At 73.1% G+C, this 26,095-nt stretch carries 18 protein-coding genes and 1 tRNA gene; 14 read left to right on the forward strand and 5 right to left on the reverse strand.

Annotated elements, in window-relative coordinates:
- Positions 1 to 33 precede the first annotated feature (33 nt).
- Positions 34 to 1,644: an ABC transporter gene (locus J5X07_RS11950; protein WP_208479953.1), complete on the reverse strand. Its 1,611-nt coding sequence runs from the start codon at positions 1,642 to 1,644 to the stop codon at positions 34 to 36.
- Complete coding sequence (locus tag J5X07_RS11955; RefSeq protein ID WP_208479954.1) at positions 1,641 to 2,633, reverse strand: ABC transporter ATP-binding protein; 993 nt, start codon at positions 2,631 to 2,633, stop codon at positions 1,641 to 1,643. Before J5X07_RS11955 ends, J5X07_RS11950 begins: the two co-directional genes overlap by 4 nt.
- 58 nt (positions 2,634 to 2,691) lie before the next feature.
- Here J5X07_RS11955 and J5X07_RS11960 point away from each other — a divergent pair, with 58 nt between their 5' ends.
- Both J5X07_RS11960 and J5X07_RS11965 read left to right on the forward strand, forming a co-directional pair.
- Positions 2,692 to 3,372: a TetR/AcrR family transcriptional regulator gene (locus J5X07_RS11960; RefSeq protein ID WP_185731974.1), complete on the forward strand. Its 681-nt coding sequence runs from the start codon at positions 2,692 to 2,694 to the stop codon at positions 3,370 to 3,372.
- Between the two features lie 168 nt (positions 3,373 to 3,540).
- Positions 3,541 to 4,344 (forward strand): DMP19 family protein, encoded by an 804-nt coding sequence (locus J5X07_RS11965; protein WP_124932986.1) that lies wholly within the window; start codon positions 3,541 to 3,543, stop codon positions 4,342 to 4,344.
- A 64-nt stretch (positions 4,345 to 4,408) separates the two neighbouring features.
- On the opposite strand, the gene J5X07_RS11970 is transcribed toward J5X07_RS11965, so the two are convergent.
- Together J5X07_RS11970 and J5X07_RS11975 are read right to left on the reverse strand one after the other, a co-directional pair.
- Complete coding sequence (locus J5X07_RS11970; protein ID WP_124932987.1) at positions 4,409 to 4,999, reverse strand: GDSL-type esterase/lipase family protein; 591 nt, start codon at positions 4,997 to 4,999, stop codon at positions 4,409 to 4,411.
- Between the two features lie 147 nt (positions 5,000 to 5,146).
- The gene (locus J5X07_RS11975) at positions 5,147 to 8,956 is read right to left on the reverse strand and encodes a multifunctional oxoglutarate decarboxylase/oxoglutarate dehydrogenase thiamine pyrophosphate-binding subunit/dihydrolipoyllysine-residue succinyltransferase subunit (RefSeq protein ID WP_208479955.1); all 3,810 of its coding nucleotides are present in this window, start codon (positions 8,954 to 8,956) and stop codon (positions 5,147 to 5,149) included.
- 433 nt (positions 8,957 to 9,389) lie between these two features.
- Here J5X07_RS11975 and J5X07_RS11980 point away from each other — a divergent pair, with 433 nt between their 5' ends.
- From J5X07_RS11980 to J5X07_RS11995, 4 genes are all read left to right on the forward strand, one after another.
- Positions 9,390 to 10,742: a hemolysin family protein gene (locus tag J5X07_RS11980; protein ID WP_208479956.1), complete on the forward strand. Its 1,353-nt coding sequence runs from the start codon at positions 9,390 to 9,392 to the stop codon at positions 10,740 to 10,742.
- Complete coding sequence (locus J5X07_RS11985; protein ID WP_208479957.1) at positions 10,739 to 11,875, forward strand: hemolysin family protein; 1,137 nt, start codon at positions 10,739 to 10,741, stop codon at positions 11,873 to 11,875. The genes J5X07_RS11980 and J5X07_RS11985 overlap by 4 nt, the downstream gene beginning before the upstream one ends.
- A 253-nt stretch (positions 11,876 to 12,128) precedes the next feature.
- Positions 12,129 to 14,618 carry a peptidoglycan DD-metalloendopeptidase family protein gene (locus tag J5X07_RS11990; RefSeq protein WP_208479958.1) on the forward strand — a complete coding sequence of 830 codons (2,490 nt, stop codon included), beginning with the start codon at positions 12,129 to 12,131 and terminating at the stop codon, positions 14,616 to 14,618.
- Positions 14,619 to 14,645: 27 nt separating this feature from the next.
- Positions 14,646 to 15,395, forward strand: a complete 750-nt coding sequence (locus tag J5X07_RS11995; RefSeq protein ID WP_124932991.1) for a glycerophosphodiester phosphodiesterase family protein — start codon at positions 14,646 to 14,648, stop codon at positions 15,393 to 15,395.
- Between the two features lie 279 nt (positions 15,396 to 15,674).
- On the opposite strand, the gene J5X07_RS12000 is transcribed toward J5X07_RS11995, so the two are convergent.
- Positions 15,675 to 15,747, reverse strand: a tRNA-Arg gene (locus J5X07_RS12000).
- A gap of 176 nt (positions 15,748 to 15,923) precedes the next feature.
- Between J5X07_RS12000 and J5X07_RS12005 the strand changes: the two genes are divergently transcribed.
- From J5X07_RS12005 to J5X07_RS12040, 8 genes are all read left to right on the forward strand, one after another.
- Positions 15,924 to 16,982: a siderophore ABC transporter substrate-binding protein gene (locus tag J5X07_RS12005; protein ID WP_208479959.1), complete on the forward strand. Its 1,059-nt coding sequence runs from the start codon at positions 15,924 to 15,926 to the stop codon at positions 16,980 to 16,982.
- On the forward strand, positions 16,979 to 18,034 hold the full coding sequence (locus J5X07_RS12010; protein ID WP_208479960.1) for an ABC transporter permease: 1,056 nt from the start codon (positions 16,979 to 16,981) through the stop codon (positions 18,032 to 18,034). Before J5X07_RS12005 ends, J5X07_RS12010 begins: the two co-directional genes overlap by 4 nt.
- Positions 18,031 to 18,987 carry an iron chelate uptake ABC transporter family permease subunit gene (locus tag J5X07_RS12015; RefSeq protein WP_208479961.1) on the forward strand — a complete coding sequence of 319 codons (957 nt, stop codon included), beginning with the start codon at positions 18,031 to 18,033 and terminating at the stop codon, positions 18,985 to 18,987. The genes J5X07_RS12010 and J5X07_RS12015 overlap by 4 nt, the downstream gene beginning before the upstream one ends.
- Positions 18,984 to 19,742, forward strand: a complete 759-nt coding sequence (locus tag J5X07_RS12020; RefSeq protein ID WP_124932995.1) for an iron ABC transporter ATP-binding protein — start codon at positions 18,984 to 18,986, stop codon at positions 19,740 to 19,742. Before J5X07_RS12015 ends, J5X07_RS12020 begins: the two co-directional genes overlap by 4 nt.
- Positions 19,743 to 19,884: 142 nt before the next feature.
- Positions 19,885 to 21,561, forward strand: a complete 1,677-nt coding sequence (argS, locus tag J5X07_RS12025) for an arginine--tRNA ligase (RefSeq protein ID WP_208479962.1) — start codon at positions 19,885 to 19,887, stop codon at positions 21,559 to 21,561.
- A complete protein-coding gene (lysA, locus tag J5X07_RS12030; RefSeq protein WP_208479963.1) occupies positions 21,558 to 23,051 on the forward strand; it encodes a diaminopimelate decarboxylase in 1,494 nt (497 codons plus the stop codon). The genes argS and lysA overlap by 4 nt, the downstream gene beginning before the upstream one ends.
- Before the next feature lie 62 nt (positions 23,052 to 23,113).
- The gene (locus J5X07_RS12035) at positions 23,114 to 24,406 is read left to right on the forward strand and encodes a hypothetical protein (RefSeq protein ID WP_208479964.1); all 1,293 of its coding nucleotides are present in this window, start codon (positions 23,114 to 23,116) and stop codon (positions 24,404 to 24,406) included.
- A 10-nt stretch (positions 24,407 to 24,416) separates the two neighbouring features.
- Positions 24,417 to 25,793 carry a tetratricopeptide repeat protein gene (locus tag J5X07_RS12040; protein ID WP_208479965.1) on the forward strand — a complete coding sequence of 459 codons (1,377 nt, stop codon included), beginning with the start codon at positions 24,417 to 24,419 and terminating at the stop codon, positions 25,791 to 25,793.
- Positions 25,794 to 26,095 lie beyond the last annotated feature (302 nt).

Here is a 26,095-nt window from a genome sequence, read left to right on the forward strand (position 1 = left end):
CCGCCGCCGTCGGCGCTCGGGGCCGCCCCCCGATCATCCCGCGGTGAGGTCGCGGCGGCGGAACACCGCCGTGGAGGCGGCCAGCAGTGCCGCCGCGGCGGCGCCCAGCCCCGCGACGGCCGGCATGCTGAGGTCCTGGAGCGGCTGGGTGCCCACGAGGTGGAGGGGTGAGAGGTCCCGCGCCCACTGCGGCAGGTCGAGGGCCTCCCCGAGGAGGCCCACGGTGAGGATCCATCCGACAACAGCCCACCCCAGGGCCGGCCACCGGGGGCCCAGCGCCCCCAGTGCCGAGCACAGGGCCACGACGGCGGCGATCGGAGCCGCGTAGGAGACCGCCACGCCCCAGGCCGTGGACAGGTCCCGCGCCTGCCCGGTCATCATCCAGGCGCTCAGCCCCAGTGCCAGGCAGGAGGCGGCGAGCACGGCCAGGGAGCCGAGCAGCGCCAGCGCCCACCAGGCGATCCACAGGCGCAGGCGCGGCACCCGCGTGGAGAGCACGCCGGCCAGGCGGCCCGCGACCTCCTCGGCCGCCAGGCGGGTGCCGGCCTGCACGCCGACGGCGGCTGCGGCCGCGGCGGCCACGATCGTGGCCAGCATGACCAGCACGTCGGTGCCTCGGCGCGCCCCCAGGGCCAGCAGCACGCTCGGGGTGGCATCGGCGATCTCCTCCACCTCCCGGCCCAGCAGGCCCAGGAGCAGGGACCAGGCGGCTGTCAGCGCCATGGCCCCCAGCATCCCCGGGCGCAGCATGCGCCAGGCGTATCCCGCGCAGGTGGCCAGGCGGGGATGCGCCGCCGTCGGCCCCGGGCGGGGCGCCAGCACTCCGGCGCCCACGTCGCGGTGCAGCGCCACCGCGCCCGCGATGATGAGCAGGAGCGCGGCGGCGATGAGGTGGGCCAGGAGCGGCCAGGCCCGCGGCTCCGCGAAGGCCCGGACCTCCGGCAGCCATCCCAGCGGCCCGAGGAGGGCGGCGCGGGAGCCGAAGCCGTCGGCCAGGGCCCGGGCCAGGAAGGCGGCCGCGATGAGGCCCACCCCGATGCGCAGCGCGCTCCGGGCCAGTTGGCACACCTGGCTCAGGAGGCACCCCAGGGCGCCGAAGAGCATGAGGCAGGCCCCGGCGCTGGCCGCGTACCACGCGCAGCCCGAGGCGGGCAGTCCCAGACCGGTGAGGCCCGCGATGATCGCGCCCACCATGAGCACCGCCGTCGTCGCGAGCAGGAGGACGGCGGTGCCCAGAGCGGTGAGGCGCCCCACGGGGGTGGCGGTCAGCAGGTCGGCGCGCCCCGCCTCCTCCTCATGGCGGGTCAGGCGCACCGCCAGGATCAGGCCCGCCATGGGGAAGAGGAGCTGGCCCATGAACCCGACCTCGTAGGCGGTGATCCCGCCCAGGGAGGTCAGGCCGTAGCCGCGGCCGTTGAAGGCGATGATGACCGTGGAGGACCCCATGAGCTGGGCGTAGTGCTCGCGCTCGGCGGCCGTGGGGTAGAGCCCCCGGGCGCTCAGTGCGTTGCCGAGCACCAGTGCGGCGCCCAGCGCCGCCGCGGCCATGAGGGCCGGCCAGGAGGCGCGCAGCGCGATCCGCGAGGCGCGCCCCAGCCCGGCCAGCAGGCGCGCCTGGGGGCCGTGATCGTCTCGCGCGCTCATTCGCGCCCACCCCCGCCGATCGGTGCGGGCAGCGCCTCGGGGGAGGCTCCGGCGCCCGCCGGCGGACCCCCGGCCCGGGGGCCGACCCGGTAGTGCTCCAGGAAGAGCTGCTCCAGGCTGGGGGGACGCACGGACAGGTCGAGGGGGCCCGCCGCACTGATGGCGGCCACGGCCCCGGCGAGCCCGTCGTGCGCGACCAGCAGGGAGGTCTGCACGCCTCGGGGCACGGGGTCCTGGTGGAGGCGGCTGACACCGGCCAGGCGGTCGAGGCCCCGCGGGGCCGTGGCGGTCAGCGCCTCGATGGCCACGGGGGCCCGGGCGCGCAGCCGCGCCAGGCTGCCGGTGGACACCGCGCGCCCGGCCCGCACCACGGTCACCCGCTCGCACAGGGTCTCGACCTCGGCCAGGATGTGGCTGGAGAGCAGGACGGTGACGCCCTGGGCGCTGCGCTCGGCGACCACCTGCTGGAAGACCGCCTCCATCACGGGGTCCAGGCCGGAGGTCGGCTCATCGAGGAGGAGCAGCTCGCAGTGGGTGGCCAGGGCGGCGATGAGTGCCACCTTCTGGCGGTTGCCCTTGGAGTAGGCGCGGATGCGGCGGGAGGGGTCGAGCTCGAAGCGCTCGATGAGCCCGTCCCGGCGCGAGGGGCTCACCGAGCCGTGCAGGCCCGTGAGCAGGTCGATGCACTCCCCTCCGGACAGCCCCGGCCACAGCGCGGTGTCCCCCGGGACGTAGGCCAGGCGCTCATGGATGTCGACCGCCCGCCGCCATGCCGGCATGCCCAGGACCTCGGCGCTGCCGCTATCGAGGCGGAGCTGGCCCAGCAGGGCCCGGATCGTCGTCGTCTTGCCCGCGCCGTTGGGGCCCAGGAAGCCGTGGACCTCACCGGTGCGCACCCGCAGGTCCAGGCCGTCCAGGGCGCGGGTGCGCCCGAAGGCCTTGACCATCCCCTCGGCACGGACCGCAAAATCTGAGAGTGACTTGCTCATGATAGTAACTGTACATGTTACTGTGCGGCTGTCCACCCCATGACAGCCAGGAGCCCGAGTGACCGAGACCGGCGGCGGCCGCCCCCGCAGCGCTGCGCAGCAGGAGGGGGCCCTGGGCCCCAGGCCCGGCCTGCGGGCCCGCAAGAAGGCCGCGACCATGCGCCACGTGCAGGCCACCGCCCTGGCCCTGTTCGCCGAGCGCGGCTACGACGCCGTGAGCATCGAGCAGGTCGCCGAGGCGGCCGAGGTCTCCCCCTCCACCATCTACCGCTACTTCTCCACCAAGGAGGGGCTCGTCCTGCACGACGAGCACGACGACGTGCTCGCGGCGGCGCTGGAGCACCACTTCGGGCAGGGCGAGGCCTCCTGGGAGGCCATCCGGGCCTCGATCGAGGAGATCTGGGAGCGGCACGTCGTCACCGATGCCTCCACCACCCTGGCCCGCATGCGGCTGTGGTCCCAGGTGCCGAGCATCCGGGCGGCGGGGTACCTCCTCGTCGAGCAGCGCGCCGATGAGCTCGCCGCCCTCATGGCGGCCACCGGGCGGTGGAGCCCGGGCCAGGCCCGGATCATCGCCACGGGCGCCATCTCCATGTTCGTGGCGGCCCTGCGCAACTGGCATGACACCGATGGGCGCACGCAGTGGAGCCAGCACATCGAGAAGCTCGCCCAGTGGGTGGGCACGATGGTCGAGGCCCTGGGGGAGGGCCCCGAGGTGCCCGGCGCGACCTCGCAGTGACCCTCCCGCGACCGGCTCGAGACCCCTTCGCAACCCGCCCGAGACCCGCCCCCCATCCTCCGCCGATCCCCGTCATCCCAACGGCATGGCGCCCATGCGCCGCGGGCGCGCAGCACTAGAGTGCCCCCATCCCCATGACACCCGCCCGAGTGATCCCCAGGAGGACCCATGCTCATCGACCGGCTGCGCGGCCAGATGCTCGACCACGTCGTCATCTCCGCCGAGAGCGCCCGCAGCGCCGATCCGGCGCTGGCGGTCGCCTCCAACCGGGAGGTCGTGGACTACCTCAGCGACCGGCAGGTGCCCTATGAGGAGATGAGCGCCCAGGCGGTCGGCTCCTACTTCGTCGACGACTACCTGCGCCTGGTCCTGGAGGGCGGCATGGCCCGCTTCGTGAGCCACTCGCAATGGGACGGGCTCATTGTCAGCGCCATCGGGCGGACCCTGCCGCTCATCGGCGCCATCCGCCACGCCGAGGTCTTCGAGCGCCTGTGGGAGGCCGTCGAGGAGCCGCCCGCGGCCGGCCCGCAGGCCGATGCCGCCCTCGAGGCCCTCACCCGGGAGTTCCTGGAGGCCCAGGCCGTGGAGGACCTGGTCGAGCTCAACGCGGCCTTCCTGGCCGCCCACCCCCGCACCGAGCTGGTCGACCAGGCCGATCTCCGGCCCTTCCTCGACTCGCTGCTCGTGGGCCGGTCCCGGCCGCGGGATCCCGGGCAGGCCCGCCCGGGCGCCAGGACGCACTTCGAGCAGGCCATCGACCTCTTCTGCGAGATGCGGGGCATGACCCTGGAGGCCGTCTCCGCCGGGGACCCCTCCTTCACCTACCGGGGCGCTCCCGCAACGGCCTGGCACTTCCTGACCGATGCGGGCCACTTCTCCGTGGTGGACCTGGGCGGCACCGCGGTGCTGTTCGACGAGAAGGACATCGAGGTCGCCACCATCGACACCTCCAGCCTGGCACCGGTGGCCTGAGCAGGGGCCGCCCTCCCGGGGCGGCGGGGCGCGGTCGGCCGGGGGAGCGGGGCGCCCGCGGGCCTCAGGCCGGCTGGTCGACCCCCAGCCACTCGTACCAGCCCCGGTGGAGGACCAGCCAGGCCAGGAGCCCGTACCCGGCCTGACCGGGGTGGGCGCCCCCGGCGGCGGTGACATCGGTGTTCCACTGCTCGTGGTTGCGCAGCGGCTCGAAGGCGTCGACGAAGGGCACCTGCCGGCGCGCGCAGACCTCGGAGGCGGCCTTGGTCAGCTGGGCGGTGGCGTCGGGATCCACTCCCGCCAGCGGGGGAGGCCCGACGACGAAGCAGGCGCGGTTGTCGGAGGCCGCGGTGTCCAGGATGTTGGCCAGTGCCAGGCGCGAGCGGGCGTAGGACACCCCGGCGCGCACATCGGCCACGCCCAGGCCCACGACGAGGCGGTTGCGGCCGGTGGGGGTGGAGCGGCGGGCCACCTCGGCCTGCCATCGCTCGGCGAGCTGGGCGGTGGTCTCCCCGGGCACCGCCAGTGAGGTCCACAGGATCTCGGCCTCCCGCGGGGTGCGTGCCATGACCCGTCCCGTCCAGCCCAGGGCGCGCCCGTCGCCGTGCCCGGCCACCAGCTCGTCGCCGATGAAGCTCAGCCTTGTCTCCTCCATGGCGTGCCTCCTCGTCATCATGGTGGATAGACGCTATCGCGCCGGGCCCCCGTGATGTGGTAGGCCCGCGGTGTCGTGGCGCCGTGGTGGCCGACGGCGAACAGCGCCACTGCGCGCATGGCGGGCGAGCACGGCATGCGCGCGGGCTCAGTCCCGGGCGAAGGCGCGGGCCACCAACTCCTCCTGCTGGGCGCGGAAGGCGCCTGCCGAGCCCACGGCCGGGGCGGCGGCCTCGGGGCGCGAGACCAGGCCCGGCAGGACGCCCCCGGTCAGCTCCATGGGCAGGTGCAGGGCCAGGTAGGGCCACATGCCCTGGTTGGCGGGCTCGTCCTGGACCCAGATCGGCTCCGCGCCCGCGAAGGGGGCCAGGGCCGCGCTGATGGCCCCGGCATCCAGGGGGTAGAGCTGCTCCAGGCGGATGATGGCGGTGCGGGTGTCGCCGGTGGCCTGGCGGTGGGCGAGCAGGTCGTAGTAGACCCGCCCCGAGCACAGTAGCACCCGGTCCACCGAGCCGCCGGCGGCCAGGGCGGCGTCGGTCTCCCCGATGACGGGCTGGAAGGACCCGGAGGTGAAGTCCTCCACGGGGGAGGTGGCCGCCTTGAGCCGCAGCAGCTGCTTGGGGGTGAAGACGATGAGCGGGCGGCGCGGGCGCCGGTAGGCGTGATCGCGCAGCAGGTGGAAGTGGTTGGCCGGGGTCGAGGGCTGGGCGACCCGCATATTGTCCTGGGCGCACATCTGCATGTAGCGCTCGATGCGCGCCGAGGAGTGGTCGGGCCCCTGGCCCTCCTGGCCGTGGGGCAGGAGCATGACCAGGCCCGAGCGCTGCCCCCACTTCTGAGTGGCTGAGGTGACGTACTCGTCGATGACGCTCTGGGCCCCGTTGGCGAAGTCGCCGAACTGGGCCTCCCACATGGTCAGGCCCTCGGGGCGCTCCACCGAGTAGCCGTACTCGAAGGCCAGGGCCGCGTACTCGCTGAGCAGGGAGTCGTAGATCTCCAGGGGCGCCTGGTCGGGGGTCAGGAAGCTCAGCGGGGTCCACTCCGCCCCCGAGTCATGGTCGTGCAGGACGGCGTGGCGCTGGGAGAAGGTGGCCCGGCGCGCGTCCTCGCCGGCCAGGCGCACCGGCACCCCCTCCATGAGCAGGCTGCCCAGGGCCAGCAGCTCCCCGAAGCCCCAGTCGATGCCCCCCTCGCGCGAGGAGGAGCGGCGCTTGGCCAGCATCGCCTCCAGCTTGGGGTGGACGCGGAAGGACGGGGGCCAGGCCACCTGGGCGTCCCCGATGCGCTCGACGACGTCGCGCGGCACCGCCGAGGTCCAGCCGAGCATCATGCCCGAGCCGGCCTGCTGGGAGGCGGGGATCTCCAGGGAGGAGCGCGGGATGCCCACCCTGGCGGGGTCGGAGAAGTCCTGGGTCTCAGCGGCGGCCCGGCTCTGCGGGGCGCCCGCGCCGCCGACCTGGGCGCGCGCCTCGGAGAAGACCCGCTCGAGCTCGTCGTGGTACTCCGCGGCCAGCTCCTCGGCCTCCTGGGAGGTGATGTCCCCGCGGCCCACGAGGGCGGCGGTGTAGACCTGGCGGGTCGAGGGCAGGGAGTCGATGAGGCGGTACATGACCGGCTGGGTCATCGAGGGGTCGTCGCCCTCGTTGTGCCCGCGGCGCCGGTAGCAGATGAGGTCGATGATGACGTCCTTGTGGAAGGTGCGCCGGTAGTCGTAGGCCAGGCGGGCGGTGCGCGCCACCGTGTCGGGATCATCGGCGTTGACGTGGAAGATCGGCACCTGCAGGCCCTTGGCCAGGTCGGTGGCGTAGGTGGTCGAGCGCGCCGAGGCCGCCCCGGTGGTGAAGCCGATCTGGTTGTTGACGATGACGTGGACGGTCCCGCCGGTGCGGTAGGCGGGCAGCTGGCTCATGTTGAGGGTCTCGTAGACCACGCCCTGCCCGGCGAAGGCCGCATCGCCGTGGACCAGGACCGGCAGGACCGTGTACCCCTTCTCGCCCAGGCCGATGCGGTCCTGCTTGGCCCGCACGATCCCCTCCACGACGCCGTCGACCGTCTCCAGGTGGGAGGGGTTGGCCGCCAGGGACACGCGCGTGGAGACCCCGTCGGTGCCGGTGAAGACGCCCTCGGTGCCCAGGTGGTACTTCACGTCCCCGGTGCTGGCGCCCTCGATGACGCTGTTGCCGTCGAACTCGTCGAAGACCTGGCTGTAGGACTTCCCGGCGATATTGGTCAGCACGTTGAGGCGGCCGCGGTGGGCCATGCCGATGACCACCTCGTCCAGGCCGTCATGGGCGCAGGAGTCCAGCAGCCGGTCCAGCAGCACGATGAGGGACTCCCCGCCCTCCAGGCTGAAGCGCTTCTGCCCCACGTACTTGGTCTGCAGGAAGGTCTCGAAGGCCTCGGCCTGCTCCAGCTTGGACAGGATGCGGCGCCGCTCGGCGTGGTCGATCTCCGCCCAGTCGGTCTCCAGGCGCTCCTGCCACCAGCTGCGCTGGGCCGGGTCCTGGATGTGCATGTACTCCACCCCGGCGCTGTGGCAGTAGGCGCTGCGCAGCATCTCCAGGATCTCGCGCAGGGTGGCGCGCTCGCGGCCCCCCAGCCCGCCGGTGGGGAAGGTGCGGTCCAGGTCCCACAGGCTCAGGCCGTAGGAGGCGATGTCCAGGTCGGGGTGGCGGCGCAGGCGGTAGGTCAGGGGATCGGTGTCGGCGGCCAGGTGGCCGCGCTGGCGGAAGGCGTGGATGAGCTCGGCCACGCGGGCGGGCTTGCCGGTCTCCAGCTCGGGGTCGTAGGTGGAGTCGCGGGCCCAGCGCACCGGCTCGTGCGGGATGCGCATGGAGGCCAGGGCCCGGTCCCAGAAGCCGTCCAGGCCCAGGAGCTTGTGCTCCACCAGGCGCAGGAACTCCCCGGAGGCCGCCCCCTGGATGACGCGGTGGTCGTAGGTGGAGGTCAGGGTCAGGATCTTGCCGATGCCCTGTCGGGCCAGGGTCTCGGCGCTGGCGCCGGCGAAGGCCGCGGGGTAGTCCATGGAGCCGACCCCCACGATGAGCCCCTGGCCGGGCATGAGCCGCGGCACGGAGTGCAGGGTGCCGAGCATGCCGGGGTTGGTCAGGGTCACGGTGGTGCCCTGGAAGTCGGCGAGCTCGAGGCCGCCCTGCCTGGCCCGGGAGACGAGCTGCTCATAGGCGGCCACGAAGCCGGCCAGGTCCATGAGGTCGGCCTGCTTGATGGAGGGCACCAGGAGGCGGCGCTCGCCGTCGGCCCCGGGCACGTCCACGGCCAGGCCGAAGGCGACGTGCGCCGGGGTGCTGAGCATCGGCCTGCCGGCCTCGTCCACGGAGTAGGCGACGTTCATCCCGGGCATCTCGGTGAGCGCCTCGACCACGGCCCACCCGATGAGATGGGTGAAGGAGACCTTGCCGCCGCGGGTGTGGGACAGGTGGGCGTTGATGACGGCCCGGTTCTCGATGAGGACCTTGGCGGGCACCGCGCGCGCCGAGGTGGCCGTGGGCACCGCCAGGGACTCCTCCATGTTCCTGGCGGTGCGGGCGGCGGCGCCCTTGAGACGGGTGGCGGCGCCCTGGGCGCTCTGCCCGGAGGCGTCCTGGGCCTGGAGGGCGGCCCGGCGCTGGGCATAGGGGGAAGTGGGCGGAGCGGCGTCCGAGGGCGGTGCGGGCGGCAGGTCCGAGCGGCTGACGTCCTGGACGGCGGAGGGGGAGCGGGGGGCCTGCGGCGCGGAGGGGGCGGTGATGGTCGCGCGCCTGGGCCCGTCCAGGGGACCGGGGGATGCGGCCTGCCCGGGGTCCTGCCCGGCCCGGGGGTCGGTCTCGAAGAGCTCGCGCCACTGCGGGCTCACCGAGGCGGGGTCGGCGGACCAGGCGGCCCGCATCTCCTCCACCATCCACTCGTTGGCTCCGAATCCTGCGCTGGATCGTGGGGCGGGGCGGTCCTGCGTGGCCACAGCGGGTCTCTCCTCGATGAGATCGTCGTTCAGGAGACCTGGCGGCGGGCCCGGCCGGCCTCGTGACGTGCGGTTCTGTCCGGTGCCATGGTACGGGCTCGGCGCCCACTGCGCCGGAGAAACGCGGGACCAAGGGCTCATGCCTCCCGGTGGTGCCGCGCCCCGCGGTCCTGGGAGTCGACGGCGGGCCTCTCCGGGCGCCGTCGGCGTCCCCCTGCCGTTGCGGTCCCGATGCCGCCGGCTCTGCGGCCCGGCCCTGTGGGGCCGTGGGGCCGTGCGGTGATACCGTTCCTGCCACTATGCGATCGGCTTCCCGACGGACCCGCGGGCGCGCCTGCCGCCGGCGCTCCGAGTCCCCACCCGCCCCCGACCACCCCCACTCACCCCGGCCGCCCCGCACCGAGGGCGCTGGGGGAGCCCTGAGGCGGGCATGATGACCGACTGGCTCATGATCGGCGCCGGGGTCATCCTGACCATCGGCACCGCCCTGTTCGTGGCCGGGGAGTTCTCCCTGGTGGCCCTCGACCCCTCCACCGTGGAGACCCGCGCCGCCGCCGGGGACAGGCGGGCCGTCACCGTGCGCCGGGCCCTGGGGCGCCTGTCCACGCTGCTGTCCGGCGCCCAGGTCGGCATCACCCTGACCACCATCCTGCTGGGCTACACCATGCAGGCGGCCCTGGCCGGGCTCCTGGAGGGCCTGATGAGCCGCTGGCTGGCCCAGTCCGTGGCCACCGGCGTGGCCGTGGCCGCCGCCCTGGTCATCGTCAACGCCTTCTCCATGGTGGTGGGCGAGCTCATCCCCAAGAACGCCACCCTGGCCGACCCCATGCGCGCCGCCGGCCTGGTCTCGCCCTTCCTCATGGGCTTCACCGCCCTGCTCAAGCCGCTCATCGTCGTGCTCAACAACACCGCCAACCGGCTGCTGCGCCGCATGGGCATCGAGCCGGCCGAGGAGATCAGCGGCACCCGCTCGGCCTCCGAGCTGGCGGCCCTGGTGCGCCACAGCGCCCAGGAGGGGACCCTGGACGTGTCCACCGCCGCCCTGCTGACCCGCAGCATCGGGGTCGGCCGGCTCACCGCCGTCGATGTCATGACCGACCGCGGCCGCCTCCACACCCTGGAGGCCGAGGCCAGCGCCGAGGACGTCGTCGCCCTGGCCCGCGCCACCGGCCACTCCCGCTTCCCCGTCATCGGCCGGGACGTCGACGACGTCATCGGCATCGTCCACCTGCGCCGGGCCATCGCCGTGCCCCACGACAAGCGCGGCGAGGTGCCGGTGGCCTCCTCCTCCCTCATCACCCCCGCCCCCCGCGTGCCCGAGACGATGCCGCTGGCCGCCCTCCTGGTCGAGCTGCGCGCGCAGGGCTCCCAGATGGCGCTGGTGGTCGATGAGTACGGCGGCACCGCGGGCCTGGTCACCCTGGAGGACGCCGTCGAGGAGGTCGTGGGCGATGTGGCCGACGAGCACGACCGGAGGCGCTCCGGCGCCCACCTCGACCCCTCCGGGCACTGGGTGGTGCCCGGGTGGATGCGCCCCGACGAGCTGGCCGCCCGGGCCGGCATCCATGTGCCCGACGACGGCCCCTACGAGACCCTGGGCGGGCTGGTGATGAGCGAGCTCGGCCGCATCCCGCGCGTGGGCGACGCCGTTGCCCTGCCGCGCGCGGTCCTGCGCGTGGACGCCATGGAGGCCCGCCGCGTCACCCGGCTGCACGCCCGGGCCCGCCGGGATGAGGACGGCGGGGCTGAGCGGCCGGGCGGGCCCGCGGGGGAGGAGCGCTCATGAGCACGCCCCTGGCCCTCCTCATCACCGTCGCGCTCCTGGCGGGCAATGCGTTCTTCGTGGGCGCCGAGTTCGCCGTCACCTCCGCGCGGCGCAGCCAGCTCGAGCCCCTGGCCGAGGCCGGCGATGCCCGCGCCGCCACCGCCCTGTGGGCGCTGCGGAACGTCTCGCGCATGCTGGCCACCGCCCAGCTGGGGGTGACCCTGTGCTCCACGGGCCTGGGCGTCGTGGCCGAGCCCGCCATCGCCCACGCCCTGGAGCCCCTCCTGGAGCGGGTGGGGGTGGGCCATGGCGGCTCCCACGCCGTGGCCGTGGTCGTCGCCCTGGTCATCGTCGTCTACCTGCACGTGGTGGCCGGGGAGATGGTGCCCAAGAACATCTCCATCACCTCCCCGGACCGGGCGGTGCTGTGGCTGGGCCCGCCCCTGGTGCGGATCTCGCGGATCCTGGGCCCGGTCATCAGCGGGCTCAACAGCTTCGCCAACGGCATCCTGCGCCTGGTGGGCATCGAGGCCAAGGAGGAGGTCTCGGCGACCTTCAACGCCCAGGAGGTGGCCTCCATCGTGGAGCGCTCCACCGCCGAGGGGGTCCTGGAGGACTCCACCGGCCTGCTCAGCGGCGCCCTGGAGTTCTCCGAGGAGACCGCGGGCAGCGTCATGGTCCCCCTGGACCGATTGGTGACCCTGCCGCATGACTGCACCCCCGAGGATGTGGAGCGGGCCGTGGCCTCCACCGGCTACTCCCGCTTCCCCCTGGTCGGGCCCGAGGCGGGCCCGGAGCCGGGGGAGGGCGGAGGCGCCGGCAGCGCGCAGGCCCCCGGCGGCGCCCCGGCGCGGCAGGCCGCCGTCCCGGTCATCAGCGGCTACCTCCACCTCAAGGACATCCTCTACGCCGAGGGCCCCGAGCGCGGCGAGCCGGTGCCCGCCTGGCGGGCGCGGGCACTGGTGCCCGTCAAGCGCGACGACGAGGTGGAGGAGGCCCTGGCGGCGATGCAGCGCACCGGCGCCCACCTGGGGCGGGTGGAGGAGCCCGACGGCACGCTGGTGGGCGTGGTCTTCCTGGAGGACATCCTCGAGGAGCTCGTCGGCGAGGTGAATGACGCCATGCAGCGCGAGGAGCACCAGCGCCGCGGCTGAGGCGCCCGGCGGCCCCGCGCCCCGGGATCCTGTGGAATCCTCGCAAGCGGGGCTGCCCGCGCTGTACAGTTCGGGCGGTGGAGGTCACATCCGTGTGTGACTCTTCTCCTGGCACGACCCTGTTCGCCTCGATATCGTTCCGGCAGACAGGCAAGGGATAGCGTCCTATTGTTATGAGGGGCAATCGACAACTCGCCGCCGTGGCGAGGGATCTACCAGCCGCATGGAGGCCGACAGCGTGACCACACAGCCGATGAGTCGACGCCAGCGTCGAGAGGCTGAGCGAGCCGCAGCGGCCGCTCAGCTCCGCACTGGCGCCCAGGCTGAGTCCAAGCCTCCCGAACCCCAGCCGGGCACGCCCAGCGCCCTCCCCGCGCGGCCCGCCGCGCTGGACCAGGGCCCCTCCCGGCCCGATGGTGCGGCCGGGCCCGCCGGCCACCGGCCCACCAGTCGCAGGTCGGCCGAGCCCCACGATCACAGGCTCACCGAGGCCGAGGCCGCCAGCGTCCTGCTGGGCGGGGCCGCGCCCGTCCCCCCGGCCTCGCCGCCCGTGCAGCGCCGCGGCCGTCACAGTGCCGCCTCCACGCCAGCCCCGACCGCCCAGTCCACGGGCAATGGCCGGCCCACCGCGGCCGGCCCCGCCGCTCCTGCCGGCTGGGGCGCCCCCACCGGCCCGAGCCCCTCGGCGGACCCGCCCGCCTCCAGCGCGGCGCCGATGACCCGCATGGCCCGTCGTCGCATGTCGGAGCGCGCGGCGCCCGATGGCCCGACCACCGCCGGCCTCCAGTCCCCAGAGGGCCCCGCGGCGGCTGAGGCGGCCGTGACCCGGCGCTCGCGGCGCCTTCAGCAGGTCGGCTCCGCGGCCGCTGCCGAGCGGCAGTCCCCGGCCTCCCCGCACCCGACCCCCGGTCCATCAGCCACGGCCTCCGCTGAGGCGCCCGGCCGCGGTCCCTCCCGTGCCGCCCCGAGCCCGCAGCCGCCCCGAGCCCGCGCGGCCTCGGGCCCCCGGGCCACCGCCCCCGGCGCCTCGCCGCTTGCCGCCACCCCGGCCCGCCCCAGCGGTCCCGTCGCGATGCCGGCCCCGCATGCGGTCGCATCCACCGGTTCCTCCTCCCGCCACGGATCCTCCGAGTCCGCCACCGACACCCTGCGCGCCGGGCGGGCCCGCATCCTGGGCGCAGGCGCCCCTGCCGGCGTCGCGGCTGCCGGCACCGCGGCCGCGCCAGCGGGGCGGATGGGCGCCGGGCAGGTCCGGCAGGCGCAGGAGCCCGCCCCGGCGGCCCCCGCCTCCCCGGCCCCCGCCTCCCCGGCCCCCGGGGCCTCCATCCACGGGGCTCCAGTGCCCGGGGCGGCAGTGCCGCCCGCCTCCCCGGCACTCCCGGAGGCGACCGCTGAGGAGCCCCCGGGCGCAGAGGAGTCCTGGGACGCCGGCAGGGCCACGGGACCGGCCCTGAGATGGAAGCCCATCGCCGGTGCCGCAGCCGGCGGGCCGGCCCGCGGCCCGAAGGCCCGGGCCGCAGCCGCCCCCCGGGTGCACGGGTCCGATCCGGCCGGGGAGTCGGCCGCAGGCGCCGGCGACCACGCCGGGGATGCCATGCCCGAGGCCGGCGGGTCGGCGGCGATGGCCGCGCCGCGCGAGCCGGAGCGCGGGGCCGGCGGGAGCGCCGCGGCGCCGTCGAGCCCGGCCGATGTCGCGGCGGACGCCGCGCAGGCCGCCAGCACGGGCGGTCGCGAGTTGCGCTTCTCCCGCGAGCTGGAGGAGTTCCGCAGCGCCGACACCCTCCAGGTCCCCGAGATCCGCCGCATGAGGCGCAAGGCCCGCAACCAGGACCGGGACGGCGCGGACACCCCTCGGGTGGGAAGCTCTCAGACGGCCGGTGGAGGCTCGGGCCCCGCCCGCGGCAGCCGCCGCCCCACCCCGGCCCGCCCCTCGCCGGGACGCCGCAGCGCCAGCGTCCTGGGGCGCACCGCCGTCCTGGCCACGCTGGCGGTGGCCACCGTCGTGGCCCCGGTCAGCGGCCAGCTGACCAATGCCGCCCTGGCCAGTACCGGGGGGTTCTCCCAGTCCCTCAACGAGGCGGCCCCCCAGGCCGGCTCCCGGCCCTCCTCCGTGGCGGCCGCCGTCCTGGGCTCGGACGCCGACCTGGATGAGGAGGGCGGCGAGGACCTGTCCAATGTCCCCGACGCCGCCACCCTGGCCCGCATCCGCGAGGCCTACCAGAACGCCGCCAAGACCTGCTCCTCGGTGACGGGGGCCTCGGGCGACACCAGCGCCTTCAACTCCGCCCCCGAGCTCTTCTACCCCATGCTCCCGGACACCTACACGATCTCCTCGGAGTACGGCTACCGCATCCACCCCACCCTGGGCTATCTCAAGCTCCACGCCGGCCAGGACCTGTCGGCCCCGGTGGGAACCGCCATCTACGCCGTGGCCGCCGGCACCGTGACCACGGCGGGCATGGTCGATGGCACCGGCACCGTCACCATCAAGCACGAGGTCGACGGCAAGGTCTGGTACACCAGCTACCTCCACATGTACGAGGACGGCATCTACGTCAAGGCCGGGGACACCGTCACCGCCGGCCAGCTCATCGCCGGCGTGGGCAACACCGGGCGGTCCTCGGGCCCCCACCTCCACTTCGAGGTCCGCACGGCCGATGACACCGCCGATGAGTCCACCGTTGAACCGTGGGGCTGGCTCAAGGAGCACAGCGCCGTCGAGCTGACCACCAACTGCTCCTGAATCCCCATTCCTGAGAGGCACCTAACCGTGGCACGTACACGACGTCCGGCCGTCATCGCTCATCGCGGGGGAGGCCGCGAGGTCCCCGAGAACACCTGGAGCGCAGTGGAGCACGTCTCCAAGCTGGGCCTGGGGTGGATGGAGACGGATCTGCGGGCGACCGCCGACGGGGTCGTCGTGCTGGCCCATGACGAGGACCTGCGGCGCGCCTCCGGCGACCCCCGCAGGGTCGATGAGGTCATGTGGGCCGAGCTGGCCGACCTCGATGCCGGGGACGGGCGCGGCTTCGTCCGCCTCTCCGATGCGCTGGAGCTCCACCCCCGGCTGCGCTTCAACGTCGACCTCAAGGCCTCCGGCGTCGTCCAGGGCGCCCTCCAGACCGTGCGCGACGCCGAGGCCCTGGGACGGGTGCGCTTCGCCTCCTTCTCGGCCCGCCGCCTGGCGGTGCTGCGCCGCCAGGAGCCCCGGGCCACCACCTCCCTGGGGGTGGGCGACGTCATGGGCCTCATGCTGCTCAGCGAGGCGGCCCTGCCCCTGCCGCACACCCGCTGGGGCTGGACGCGGGGACGGGTCGATGCCGTTCAGGTCCCGGAGTCCTACCGGGGCGTGCCCATCGTCACCAGGCGCTTCGTCGCCGCCGCGCACCGCGAGGGCCTGGAGGTCCACGTGTGGACCGTGGACAGCCCCGAGCGGATGCGGCGCCTGGCCGCCCTCAATGTCGACGCCATCATGACCGACGTTCCCACCCTGGCCACGAAGGTCCTGGCCACCGCCTGAGCAGCGCCGGAGGCCGCCTCCAGCGCCACTGGCCACCGCCTCGTCCCCGGGCCCGCGGCCCAGGGCTCAGCCCGGGTGCGCCCCGTGGCAAACGCACAGCTCCGGCCCTGCCCAGGGCGCCGCTGCGCCCGGCCCGGCCCTGGGGAGCGCGGAGCGCCTCATCCGCACTGGCGGGCTACTGACGGGCTCCTGGGGGCCTCCTGGGGCGGAGCCCGCCGATGATCTGCCGCAGGATCGACGAGGCCCCCGCCACGGGTGGTGACGGGGGCTCGGGGCCGGTGCCCCGGACAGGATTCGAACCTGCGACCTTCTGCTCCGGAGGCAGACGCTCTATCCACTGAGCTACCGGGGCCCGGGTCGGGACTCTACCAGGGCACGGGCCCGGGAGCGCAATCGACGGGCAGGTCCTCGAAGGGTGCTGGGATGGTCATATGCATCACATGGCACATCACGAGATGGTTATGTAAGGCTTACCTTGTGAAAAATGCGAGGCATCTCCCAGTGCCTCCACCCACGTCAAGGAGCACCATGACCACTCGCCGATCCTTCCTCCACCTGGCCTCCGCGGGCGCGCTCGCCTCACTGGCGGCGTGCTCCTCCTCCGGCGGCTCCGCGGGCGCCTCCGGCGGGCCGTCGGCCTCCACGGGCACGAGTGCCTCCGGCGCCGCCTCCGCCCCGGGCTCATCGAGCCCGACGGCCTCGGCCGGCTCCGCCGCGGTCACCCCCGACGCCAGTGCCTTCCCGGTGACCGTGACCGATGGCAAGGGGGAGGTGACCATCGAGGCGCTGCCGGAGAAGGTCGTCGTCCTGGATCCCGCCGCCCTGGACACCATCGTCGCCCTGGGGGTCACGGACCGCGTCGTCGGCGTCGTGGCCAATGACGGCAAGCTGCCCTCCACCCTGAGCGGGTCCTACTCCGGGGCCGAGGTCGTGGGCACCCTCCACGAGCCCTCGGCGGAGAAGATCGATGCCCTGGGGCCGGACCTGGTCATCGTCGGCGGGCGCGCCGCGAAGCACTACGACACCCTGTCGCAGGACTTCACGACGGTGCTCATGCCCAGCAGCGGCACCACCTACGGCGAGCGCCTCACCGAAGGCGCCGAGCTGCTGGGCAAGGTCCTCGGGGTGCCCGCCAAGGCCACGCAGGAGCTGGAGGCCTTCAGGACCAGGGCCGATGAGGTCAAGGCCAAGGCCTCGACCGCGGGCAAGGGCCTCATCCTGCTGACCACCGGCGGGGAGGTCACGGCCTACGGCCCCGGCTCGCGCTTCGGGCTCATCCACGACGACCTCGGGGTGGTCCCGGCCATCGCCGACCTCAAGCCCGAGACCCACGGCGAGTCCGTCTCCTTCGAGCGCATCGCCGAGGCCAACCCCGACTGGCTCTTCGTCGTCGACCGCGACGCCGCCATCGGCGAGAGCGGCAAGGCCGCCAAGGAGGTGCTCGACACCGAGCTGGTCACCTCCACCACGGCCTGGAGCAAGGACCAGGTCGTCTACCTCGACGGCGAGCGCTGGTACATCATCGGCGCCGGCCTGCACAACGCCCCGACCCTGGTCGAGGACATCGCCACCGCCATCAAGGCATGACCGCCCCATCCCCGGCGGCTCGCGCCGCCCGGGCGCCGGGCCCGCAGGAGACTGCTCCTGCGGGCCCGGCCCCTGCGGGCCGCAGCCGGCACCGGGCCCTGCTGGCCCTCATGGTGCTCCTCCTCCTGATCCTCATCACCGCCTCCCTGTCCGTGGGCGCCGCCGACATCAGCCTGAAGGACCTGCTGACAGGCAGCGACGCGGGTCGGGCCGACCGCATCATCATGGTCTCGCGCATCCCGCGCACCGCCGCGGCCGCCCTGGCCGGAGCGGCCCTGGCGATGGCCGGGGCCCTCATGCAGCTCCTCGTGCGCAACCGCTTCGTGGCGCCCTCGACCACCGGCACCGTCCAGTTCGCCACCGCCGGCATCCTGGCCGCCACCATCCTGACCCCCGCAGCCCCGGTGGCGGCCAAGATGGGGGCGGGGGCGGCCAGCGCCATGGTGGGATCGGCCCTGTTCCTGTGGCTGCTGCGCCGCCTGCCCACCCACCGCAGCGATGACGTCGTCGTGCCCCTGGTGGGGATCATGCTGGCCTCCGTGGTGGAGGCCGCCACCACCTTCGTCGCCTGGCGCCGTGATCTCATGCAGACCCTGGGCACCTGGACCAACGGGGATCTGTCGGGCATCGTCTCGGGGCGCTACGAGCTGCTGTGGGGCGTGGGCCTGGTGGCGCTCGTCACCTGGTTGGCCGCGGACCGCCTCACCCTGGCCGGCCTGGGGCGTGATCATGCCGTGGGCCTGGGCCTGGCCTACGACCGCACCTTGGCGCTGGGCCTGGCCATCGTCTCGATCACCAGCGCCGTGACCGTCGTGGTGGTCGGGGCGCTGCCCTTCCTGGGCCTGGTCGTGCCCAACCTCGTCTCGCTCCTGGTGGGCGACCACCTGCGCCGCTCCCTGCCCTGGGTGGCGCTGGGCGGCGCCACCATGGTCCTGGGCTGCGACATCATCGGCCGGCTCGTGCGCCAGCCCTTCGAGATCTCCGTGGGCGTCATCATGGGCGTGGTCGGCTCCTCGCTCTTCCTCATCCTCCTGCTCAGGGGGACCCGGTGAGCGCGCGCATCCATCCCGGCTGGCGCCTGGCCGCCCTCGCCCTCCTCCTCGTGGCCGCCGCCGCCCTCTTCCTGGGCTACGAGGCGCGCAGCCTGCACTCGGTGCTGCGATTCCGCCTGCCCACCCTGGCGGCGATGCTCATCGTGGGCTGGGCGGTGGCCGTGTCCACCGTGACCTTCCAGACCCTGACCTCGAACCGCATCCTCACACCCGCGATCATGGGCCTGGATGCCATCTACTCCCTCATCCAGACCCTCGTGCTGGTCATCGCCGGCAGCCAGGTCCTGGCCGCCACCCCCAGCCTCATCCAGTTCGCCGCGACCAGCGCCATCATGGTCGGCGCCTCGTGGCTGCTCATCGTCCCCCTGCTCGGCTCCGGCCGCCAGCTCCACGTCCTGGTCCTGGCCGGGATCATCCTGGGCACCCTGCTGCGCAGCATCACGGTGTTCATACAGAACCTCCTGGACCCCAACGAGTTCTTCGTCCTCCAGGCCCGCCTCTTCGCCTCCTTCAACGGCGTGAGCAGGGACCTGCTGTGGGTGGGCGGGGCGATCGTGACGGTGCTCTCGGCCTGGCTGTGGCACCGCCGCCATGTCCTCGACGTCCTGCTGCTGGGCCGGCCCCTGGCCATCTCCCTGGGGGTCCCCTACGACCGGGAGGTCAAGCGGACCATGATCGCCATCGCCGTCCTGGTGTCGGTCTCCACCGCCATGGTCGGCCCGATCACCTTCTTCGGCCTGCTCGTGGCCCACCTGGCCTACCGCCTGGCGGGCAGCCACCGCCATGCCGTCGTACTGCCCGCCTCCGCCCTGTGCGCCGCCCTGACCCTCGTGGGCGGCCAGGCCATCCTCCAGCACCTGCTGGACTGGTCCACCGTCCTGTCGGTGGTCGTGGAGCTGGCCGGCGGTCTCCTTCTCATCACCCTGCTCATCCGGGAGGGCAAGCGCCTGTGATCTCCATCGACCGCGTCTCGAAGAGCTATGGGGACGCCCTCGTGCTGGACGACGTCACCGTCGACCTGCCGGCGGGCGGGGTGACCTGCCTCATCGGCCCCAACGGGGCGGGCAAGTCCACCCTGCTGTCCATCATGGCCCGCCTGCTGGGCTCCGACGCCGGGACCGTCGTCGTCGGCGGGCTGGACGTGACCACCGCCGATTCCCGGGAGCTGGCCCGCACCATGGCCGTCCTGCGCCAGGAGACCCACCTGACCGTGCGCCTGACGGTGCGCGACCTGGTCTCCTTCGGCCGCTTCCCCCACAACGGCGGCCGCCCCACCGCGGCCGACCGCCGGGCGGTGGAGGAGGCCATCGCCTGGATGGACCTGGAGGACCTGGCCGAGCGCCGCCTGGACCAGATGAGCGGCGGCCAGCGCCAGCGGGCCTTCGTGGCCATGGTCCTGGCCCAGGACACCCCCTACCTCCTGCTCGATGAGCCCCTCAACAACCTGGACATGACGCATGCCACCGCCATGATGCGGCGCCTGCGGGCGGCGGCCGACGAGCTGGGCCGGACGGTCGTCCTGGTCCTGCACGACGTGAACTACGCCTCGTGCTGGGCGGACTCCATCCTGGCGCTGCGCCGGGGGCGGGTGGTGGCCCACGGCAGCCCCGAGGCGATCATGGACTCCGAGGTGCTGGAGGGCATCTACGGCTGCTCCATCCCGGTGCACGTCGTGGACGGCCACCGCCTGGCGCTGTACTACGTCTGAGCGGGCGGCTCGGGCCTGCCCGCGCACGGCCAGCGCGACCAGCGCCGCGTTGAGGGCGACGATGAGCCCGGCCGCGCCCCGAACCCGCCCGGATACCAGGACCGGGACGGCGATCCCGCCCGATGGCGGTACTCTGTGGCCCGTGACCCCAGAAGAGCTTGCCGCAGCGATCCGCACCGTCCTGGCCTCCGCCGTCTCCGATGGCTCCCTGGCCCTGAGTGAGCAGGAGATCCCGCTCCCCCGAGTCGAGCGGCCCAGGAACCGCGACCACGGGGACTGGTCCACCAATGTGGCCATGCAGCTGGCCAAGAGGGCGGGCACCTCCCCGCGGGCCCTGGCCGAGCTCCTCACCCCCCGCCTGGCCGCCCTCGACGGCGTGGCGGGCGTGGAGGTGGCCGGTCCCGGCTTCCTCAACATCCGGCTGGACGCCGGGGCCGCCGGCGAGCTCGCCCGCACCATCGTGGAGGCGGGGGGCGACTACGGCCGCAACGAGACCCTGGCCGGCCAGCACATCAACCTCGAGTACGTCTCGGCCAACCCCACCGGCCCGGTCCACCTGGGCGGCGCCCGCTGGGCCGCCGTCGGCGACTCCCTGGCCCGGATCCTGGCGGCCAGCGGCGCCACCGTCACCCGCGAGTACTACTTCAACGACCACGGCACCCAGATCGACCACTTCGCCGCCTCCCTCCTGGCTGCCGCCCGTGGCCAGGAGACGCCGGAGAACGGCTACGGCGGCGCCTACATCGCCGAGATCGCCCAGCGCGTCATCGCCGATGAGCTGGCGGCAGGCCGCCCCGACCCGGCCACGCTCGAGGACGCCGAGGCCTGCGAGGTCTTCCGCGCCCAGGGCGTGGAGCTCATGTTCGACGCCATCAAGGCCGAGCTGCACGCCTTCCGGGCCGACTTCGACGTCTTCTTCCACGAGGACTCCCTGCACAGCTCGGGGGCGGTGACCCGCTCCATCGGCGAGCTGCGCGAGCGCGGCGTCATCGAGGAGCGCGACGGCGCCACCTGGCTGCGCACCACCGACTTCGGCGACGACAAGGACCGCGTCCTGATCAAGTCCGACGGCAAGCCCGCCTACTTCGCCGCCGACACCGCCTACTACCTGGACAAGTGCTCGCGCGGGGCGACCTGCTCCATCTACCTCCTGGGAGCCGACCACCACGGCTACGTGGGGCGCATGATGGCCATGTGCGCCGCCTACGGCGACACCCCGGGGGTCAACATGCAGATCCTCATCGGTCAGATGGTCAACCTGGTCAAGGACGGGGCCCCGGTGCGCATGTCCAAGCGCGCCGGCACCATCGTCACCCTGGAGGACCTCGTCGATGCGGTCGGGGTCGACGCCGCCCGCTACGCCCTGGCCCGCTCCTCCATGGACTCCACCATCGACATCGACCTGGACCTGCTGGCCTCGCGCACCAGCGACAACCCCGTCTACTACGTCCAGTACGCCCACGCCCGCACCCGCAACGTGGCGCGCAACGCGGCCGAGCACGGGGTCGGCCGCGAGGCCGGCTTCGATCCCGCCGCCCTGGACGACCCCGCCGACGCCGCCCTGCTGGGCGTGCTCGCCCAGTACCCCGCCGTCGTGGCCCAGGCCGCCGCCCTGCGCGAGCAGCACCGGGTGGCCCGCTACCTCGAGCAGCTCGCCGGGGCCTACCACACCTGGTACGGCCGCACCCGGGTCACCCCGCGCGGCGATGACCCGGTGCAGGCCGGCCACGTGGCCCGCCTGTGGCTCAATGACGCCGTCGGGCAGGTCGTGGCCAACGGCCTGGGCCTGCTGGGCGTCAGCGCCCCGGAGCGGATGTGAGCGCCGCAGGGGCCGGGCGGGGCGCCGGCCCGGGGGGCGTCGTTCCCGCGGGTGAGGCGCCGCTGGGCGCCCTGGTCTGCCCCGAGCCCGAGGAGCGCCCCGACCTGTGGCCCACCACGGCCCGGCGCGCCGAGGACGGCCAGCTGGAGATCGGCGGGCGCAGTGTCAGCGAGATCCTCGACCGGGCGCCCGCCCCCGTCTACGTCCTGGATGAGGCCGACTTCCGGGGCCGGGCCGCCACCTGGGCCGCTGCCATGGCCGAGGAGTTCTGGGAGGGCTACGGGATGGCGGGGGGCGAGGCCTTCTACGCGGGCAAGGCCTTCCTGACCACCCGGGTGGCCCGCATCGCCCTGGAGGAGGGCCTGGGCATCGACACCGCCTCGCGCGGCGAGCTGGCCGTGGGCCTGGCCGCCGTCGAGCAGGTCGAGGGCCCCGGGGCCGCCATGAGGGCCCATCGCCTGGGCCTGCACGGCAATGGCAAGACCGAGGCCGAGGTGGGCCTGGCCGTCCACCACCGCCTGGGTCATATCGTCATCGACTCCCCCGAGGAGATCGAGTACGCGGCCGCTGCCGTGCGCCGCTGGCGCGAGGAGGGGCACTACGGCCCCCAGGAGCGGGCGGGGCTCATGGTGCGCCTGACCACCGGCATCCACGCGGGCGGGCACGAGTTCATCGCCACCGCCCACGAGGACCAGAAGTTCGGCCTGTCCATCCACACCGGGGCCGCCCGCGAGGCCATCGACCGCATCGTGGCGGCCCCCGAGCTGGAGCTGCGGGGCCTGCACTCGCATATCGGCAGCCAGATCACCGACCCCGCGGGCTTCGAGGAGGCGGCCGCCGCCGTCCTGCGGCTGCGCCATGAGGTGGCCGTCGGCACCGGCTGGCTGTGCCCGGAGATCGACCTGGGCGGAGGGCTGGGCATCGCCTACACCGGTGCCGACGACCCCGCCCCCTCACCGGCTGCCCTGGCCCGCGCCCTGGCGGCCGTGGTGCGCCGGATGTGCGCCGAGCTGGGCGACGAGGTGCCGCGCGTCTCGGTGGAGCCGGGGCGCTCCATCGCGGGGCCCTCCCAGGTCACCCTGTACCGGGTCACCGGCCTCAAGGAGATCGAGCTGGGGGAGGGGGCCAGCCGCCTCTACGTCAGTGTCGAGGGCGGCATGAGCGACAACCTGCGCCCCGCCCTGTACGGCGCCGCCTACACCGCCCTGCTGGCGGGGCGGCGCTCGCAGTCCACCCGGGTGGCGCGCTGCCGGGTGGTGGGCAAGCACTGCGAGAGCGGGGACGTGGTGATCCGTGACGTGGACCTGCCGGCGGATCTGGTCGTGGGCGATGTGCTCGCGGTCCCGGCCACGGGCGCCTACGGGCGCTCCATGGGCATGAACTACAACCTGTTCACCCGCCCCGGTGTGGCCTGGGTGGCCGGGGGCGAGCAGGGCTGGGTGCTGCGCCCCGAGACCATCGAGGACCTCCTGCGCCTGGAGGGCGAGTAGGCTCGCAGCCCGACACCGGCGGGGCCTCGTCAGGCGCTCGTGCATGGCTTACCATGCGAGGCATGGCTGACAGCGATCGCGCCTACCGCAAGGCGTTCTACGGGGCGGTGAACCTTCACCAGGGGAACCGGCTACTGTCGGAGGAAGAGGAGTTCAACCGCTATTACGTGCCGATCTACGACCAGCCTGACGGGCCTGCGGGCCCGGACTTCGTCGCCGAGATCGTCAACGCCATCGACTTCACCACGGGTGGCTCAGTGCAGTTGCTCTCCGGCTACCGTGGTGCGGGTAAGACCACCGAGCTCATCCGTCTCCACCGGACGATCGACCGGCAGGCCTATGTGCCGATCTACTTCGACGTCGAGGACTACTTCAATACTGAGCTGCCCGTGGATGAGGGATCTTTCCTCATCGGCCTGGCTGCGGGCTTCGTTGCCAGTTGTGAGGAGGCCGAGGTTCCGAAGGACAACCTCATTCAGCGCTTGGGCGCTTTCCTCAAGAGGATCGATGTCTCCGCCGATGTGACAGTTGCTCTTTCACAGGGGCCGGTATCGGTCGGCCTTCGGGCGGCGCTGAGTGATGATGAGTCGTTCCGCGCCCAGGTGGCCAGGGCGCTGGTATCGAATCGCCGGCGCTTCAAGGAGGAGATGCACTCCTTTTTCGAGGATGTGGTGGATGCGATGCCGGATGGGCGCACCCCGGTGTTCATTGTCGACTCCATCGATCACTTTCGTGGCCGTGCCTCGAGTTTCGATGAGGTCCGCGAGTCTGTTGAGTCGCTCTTCTCCACCTACGTGACCGAGCTGACTCTTCCTCGGATGCATGTGGTCTACACTGTGCCCATTTATGTCAAGCCTGTGGGATGGTCGGGCCAGATCTGGCCTGTCCTCAATGTCAAGGTGCGGCAGAAGGATGGTGAGGAGTGCCGGGAGGGGATCGCCCTCCTGCGGGACGTCCTGGCTCGGCGTGCGCCAGGAGAGGATCTCGATCGCCTTCTCGGTGATCATGCCGATCGGGTGATTCTTGCCTCCGGTGGCCTCTTCCGCGACCTTTTCCGGCTTGTCTCCGCACTGCTGTTGAAGGAGGCCGCACTTCCTGTGGGTGATGTCGAGGTCGACGGGGTTGAGCGCCAGCAGCGCTCTCTCATGGCGACCGCACTCAGTGAGGAGCAGTGGGAGATCCTCTCGCAGGTCAAAGCAACCAAGCAGTTGCGGGTCCCGCGCGAGTTGTGGGCGGAGGCGTGGAGTCTTCAGGCACTCGGCGCGGTGCTGTGCTACCGCAACGGCAGTGTCGACTGGTATGGCGTCCATCCTCTCCTCGAGCCACTCGTTCCCGGTCCCTCCGAGAACTCCTGAGGTGCCGTAGATGACCGTGCTGCCTGGTGTCAGCATCGATGAGGCGTGGTCGGATCTGCGCCGCCATCTTGAATGGACGCCAGGGGAGGGCACGGTGGTGTTCATCGCGGTCGACTCGCTGTCCGATGCGCAGGATCTGAGGGAGCGGGCCGAGCTGTGGGCGCGACGTGCCAGGGTGCCGTGGAGCTGCGCTCCCCAGGAGTCATCGGTCGCCGCATGGCTGCGGACGCACCTGCCCACTCCCGGAGTGCTGTGGGTGGAGCTGCGGGAGGAGGGTGCTCGTCTCCCCGCCCTCCACGCCCTCAATGAGATGAGAAGCAGACTGGCGCATCCGGGTTCGGGCTGCCTTGTCCTCAGCGGCCCCGTCATCCTCCTGGAGCAGGCGCCTCGGGAGGCCATCGACCTATGGTCGATCCGCTCCTTTGCTCATGTGGTCTCCAGGCGGCGGGTGGCCACTGATCCATCGAGCCTCCATATCACCGATCGGATGGGGGATGGGCAGGCCCCGCAAGCGCTCTCAGAGGGCCGCTACCGCTCCACGTGGCGCATCAGCCTCCCCGAGGAGATGCGGTCGCCAGAAGCCGCTGTGCTCATGCGCCGTATCGAGCGGGTTCGGCAACTGCTGGGCAACGATCCGCTCGCCGCGCGCACGCTGCTCGAATCGGTCCCTGACCGGGAATCGGACCTGGCCCGGGTGCTCGAGGGGCTCGTGCGTGCGGAGATCGCGGGCCTGCTAGACGACGTTGTCAGCGTGGAGAGGCTCCTGCTGAGGGCCATGGAGGAGGCGGAGGCCTTCCCTCCTGCCTTCCGCTGGCAGGTGGACGACGCCGGGTGGGAGATCGCGACAGCATTCGGGGCCTTGGACGCGGCTATGCGTGCGGCGCAGGGGCGGATGACCGTCTCGCGGGAGTTGGTGGGGGTGCTGGGGACGCCGGAGGCGCGGCGTGATTTGTCGGTGGCTCTGGACAATGTGGGTGGTGTGGCTCAGGCGCGGGGGTTGTGGCAGGAGGCTGGGGCGGCCTATGAGGAGTCCCTGGAGTTGCGCCGGGAGTTGGTGGGGGTGCTGGGGACGCCCCAGGCGCGGCGTGATCTGTCGGTCTCGCTGAATAAAGTCGGTGGTGTGGCTCAGGCGCGGGGGTTGTGGCAGGAGGCCGGGGCGGCCTATGAGGAGTCCCTGGAGTTGCGCCGGGAGCTGGCCCGCACCCAGGGGACACCGACGTCCTACAATGACCTGCTCCTCTCCCTGGATTCATCGATCCGTGTCGCTGAGGCTCAGGGCGAGTCGGAGCGGGCGGCCGCGCTCCGGGATGAGCGCGCTGAGGTGGAGGAGATGCTCGGCGCAGCGCCGGCTGAAGCATCGGAGAGCGGCCCCCTTGAGAACCGCTGAGACCGTTGAGCCCTCCCTGAGGCGCTGCCGGGGCGCCGCGTGAGGCGCGGGCCCGGCCTCCGGTCGGCGGATGCACAGGTCATGAGGCTCCGGGCAGGTCCGTGCGCGGTCGAGTTCTTCTGGCGTCGGTACGATCCATCAACCCCAGAAACCTGGGAGTTCGCAGGGAAACTTCCTCGGCGTCGGCTATGCGACTGTGAGATATAGCCCGTCTGGCTGATCTGCTATGCCGGACGTGCCGTTTGTGACAGAGTGGTCACGAAGGTCACGGAGCGATAGGGAATAGCCGCCGTCCTGGGACG

The organism is Actinomyces bowdenii (assembly GCF_017592395.1).
GTDB classification, from domain to species: Bacteria; Actinomycetota; Actinomycetes; order Actinomycetales; family Actinomycetaceae; genus Actinomyces; species Actinomyces bowdenii.

Bases quoted from the DNA above. Each gene is read 5' to 3' on its own strand.
- J5X07_RS11950 (WP_208479953.1), bottom strand. From the start codon at position 1,644: ATGAGCGCGCGAGACGATCACGGCCCCCAGGCGCGCCTGCTGGCCGGG.
- J5X07_RS11955 (WP_208479954.1), bottom strand. From the start codon at position 2,633: ATGAGCAAGTCACTCTCAGATTTTGCGGTCCGTGCCGAGGGGATGGTC.
- J5X07_RS11965 (WP_124932986.1), top strand. From the start codon at position 3,541: ATGCTCATCGACCGGCTGCGCGGCCAGATGCTCGACCACGTCGTCATC.
- J5X07_RS11970 (WP_124932987.1), bottom strand. From the start codon at position 4,999: ATGGAGGAGACAAGGCTGAGCTTCATCGGCGACGAGCTGGTGGCCGGG.
- J5X07_RS11980 (WP_208479956.1), top strand. From the start codon at position 9,390: ATGACCGACTGGCTCATGATCGGCGCCGGGGTCATCCTGACCATCGGC.
- J5X07_RS11985 (WP_208479957.1), top strand. From the start codon at position 10,739: ATGAGCACGCCCCTGGCCCTCCTCATCACCGTCGCGCTCCTGGCGGGC.
- J5X07_RS11990 (WP_208479958.1), top strand. From the start codon at position 12,129: ATGAGTCGACGCCAGCGTCGAGAGGCTGAGCGAGCCGCAGCGGCCGCT.
- J5X07_RS12005 (WP_208479959.1), top strand. From the start codon at position 15,924: ATGACCACTCGCCGATCCTTCCTCCACCTGGCCTCCGCGGGCGCGCTC.
- J5X07_RS12010 (WP_208479960.1), top strand. From the start codon at position 16,979: ATGACCGCCCCATCCCCGGCGGCTCGCGCCGCCCGGGCGCCGGGCCCG.
- J5X07_RS12035 (WP_208479964.1), top strand. From the start codon at position 23,114: ATGGCTGACAGCGATCGCGCCTACCGCAAGGCGTTCTACGGGGCGGTG.
- J5X07_RS12040 (WP_208479965.1), top strand. From the start codon at position 24,417: ATGACCGTGCTGCCTGGTGTCAGCATCGATGAGGCGTGGTCGGATCTG.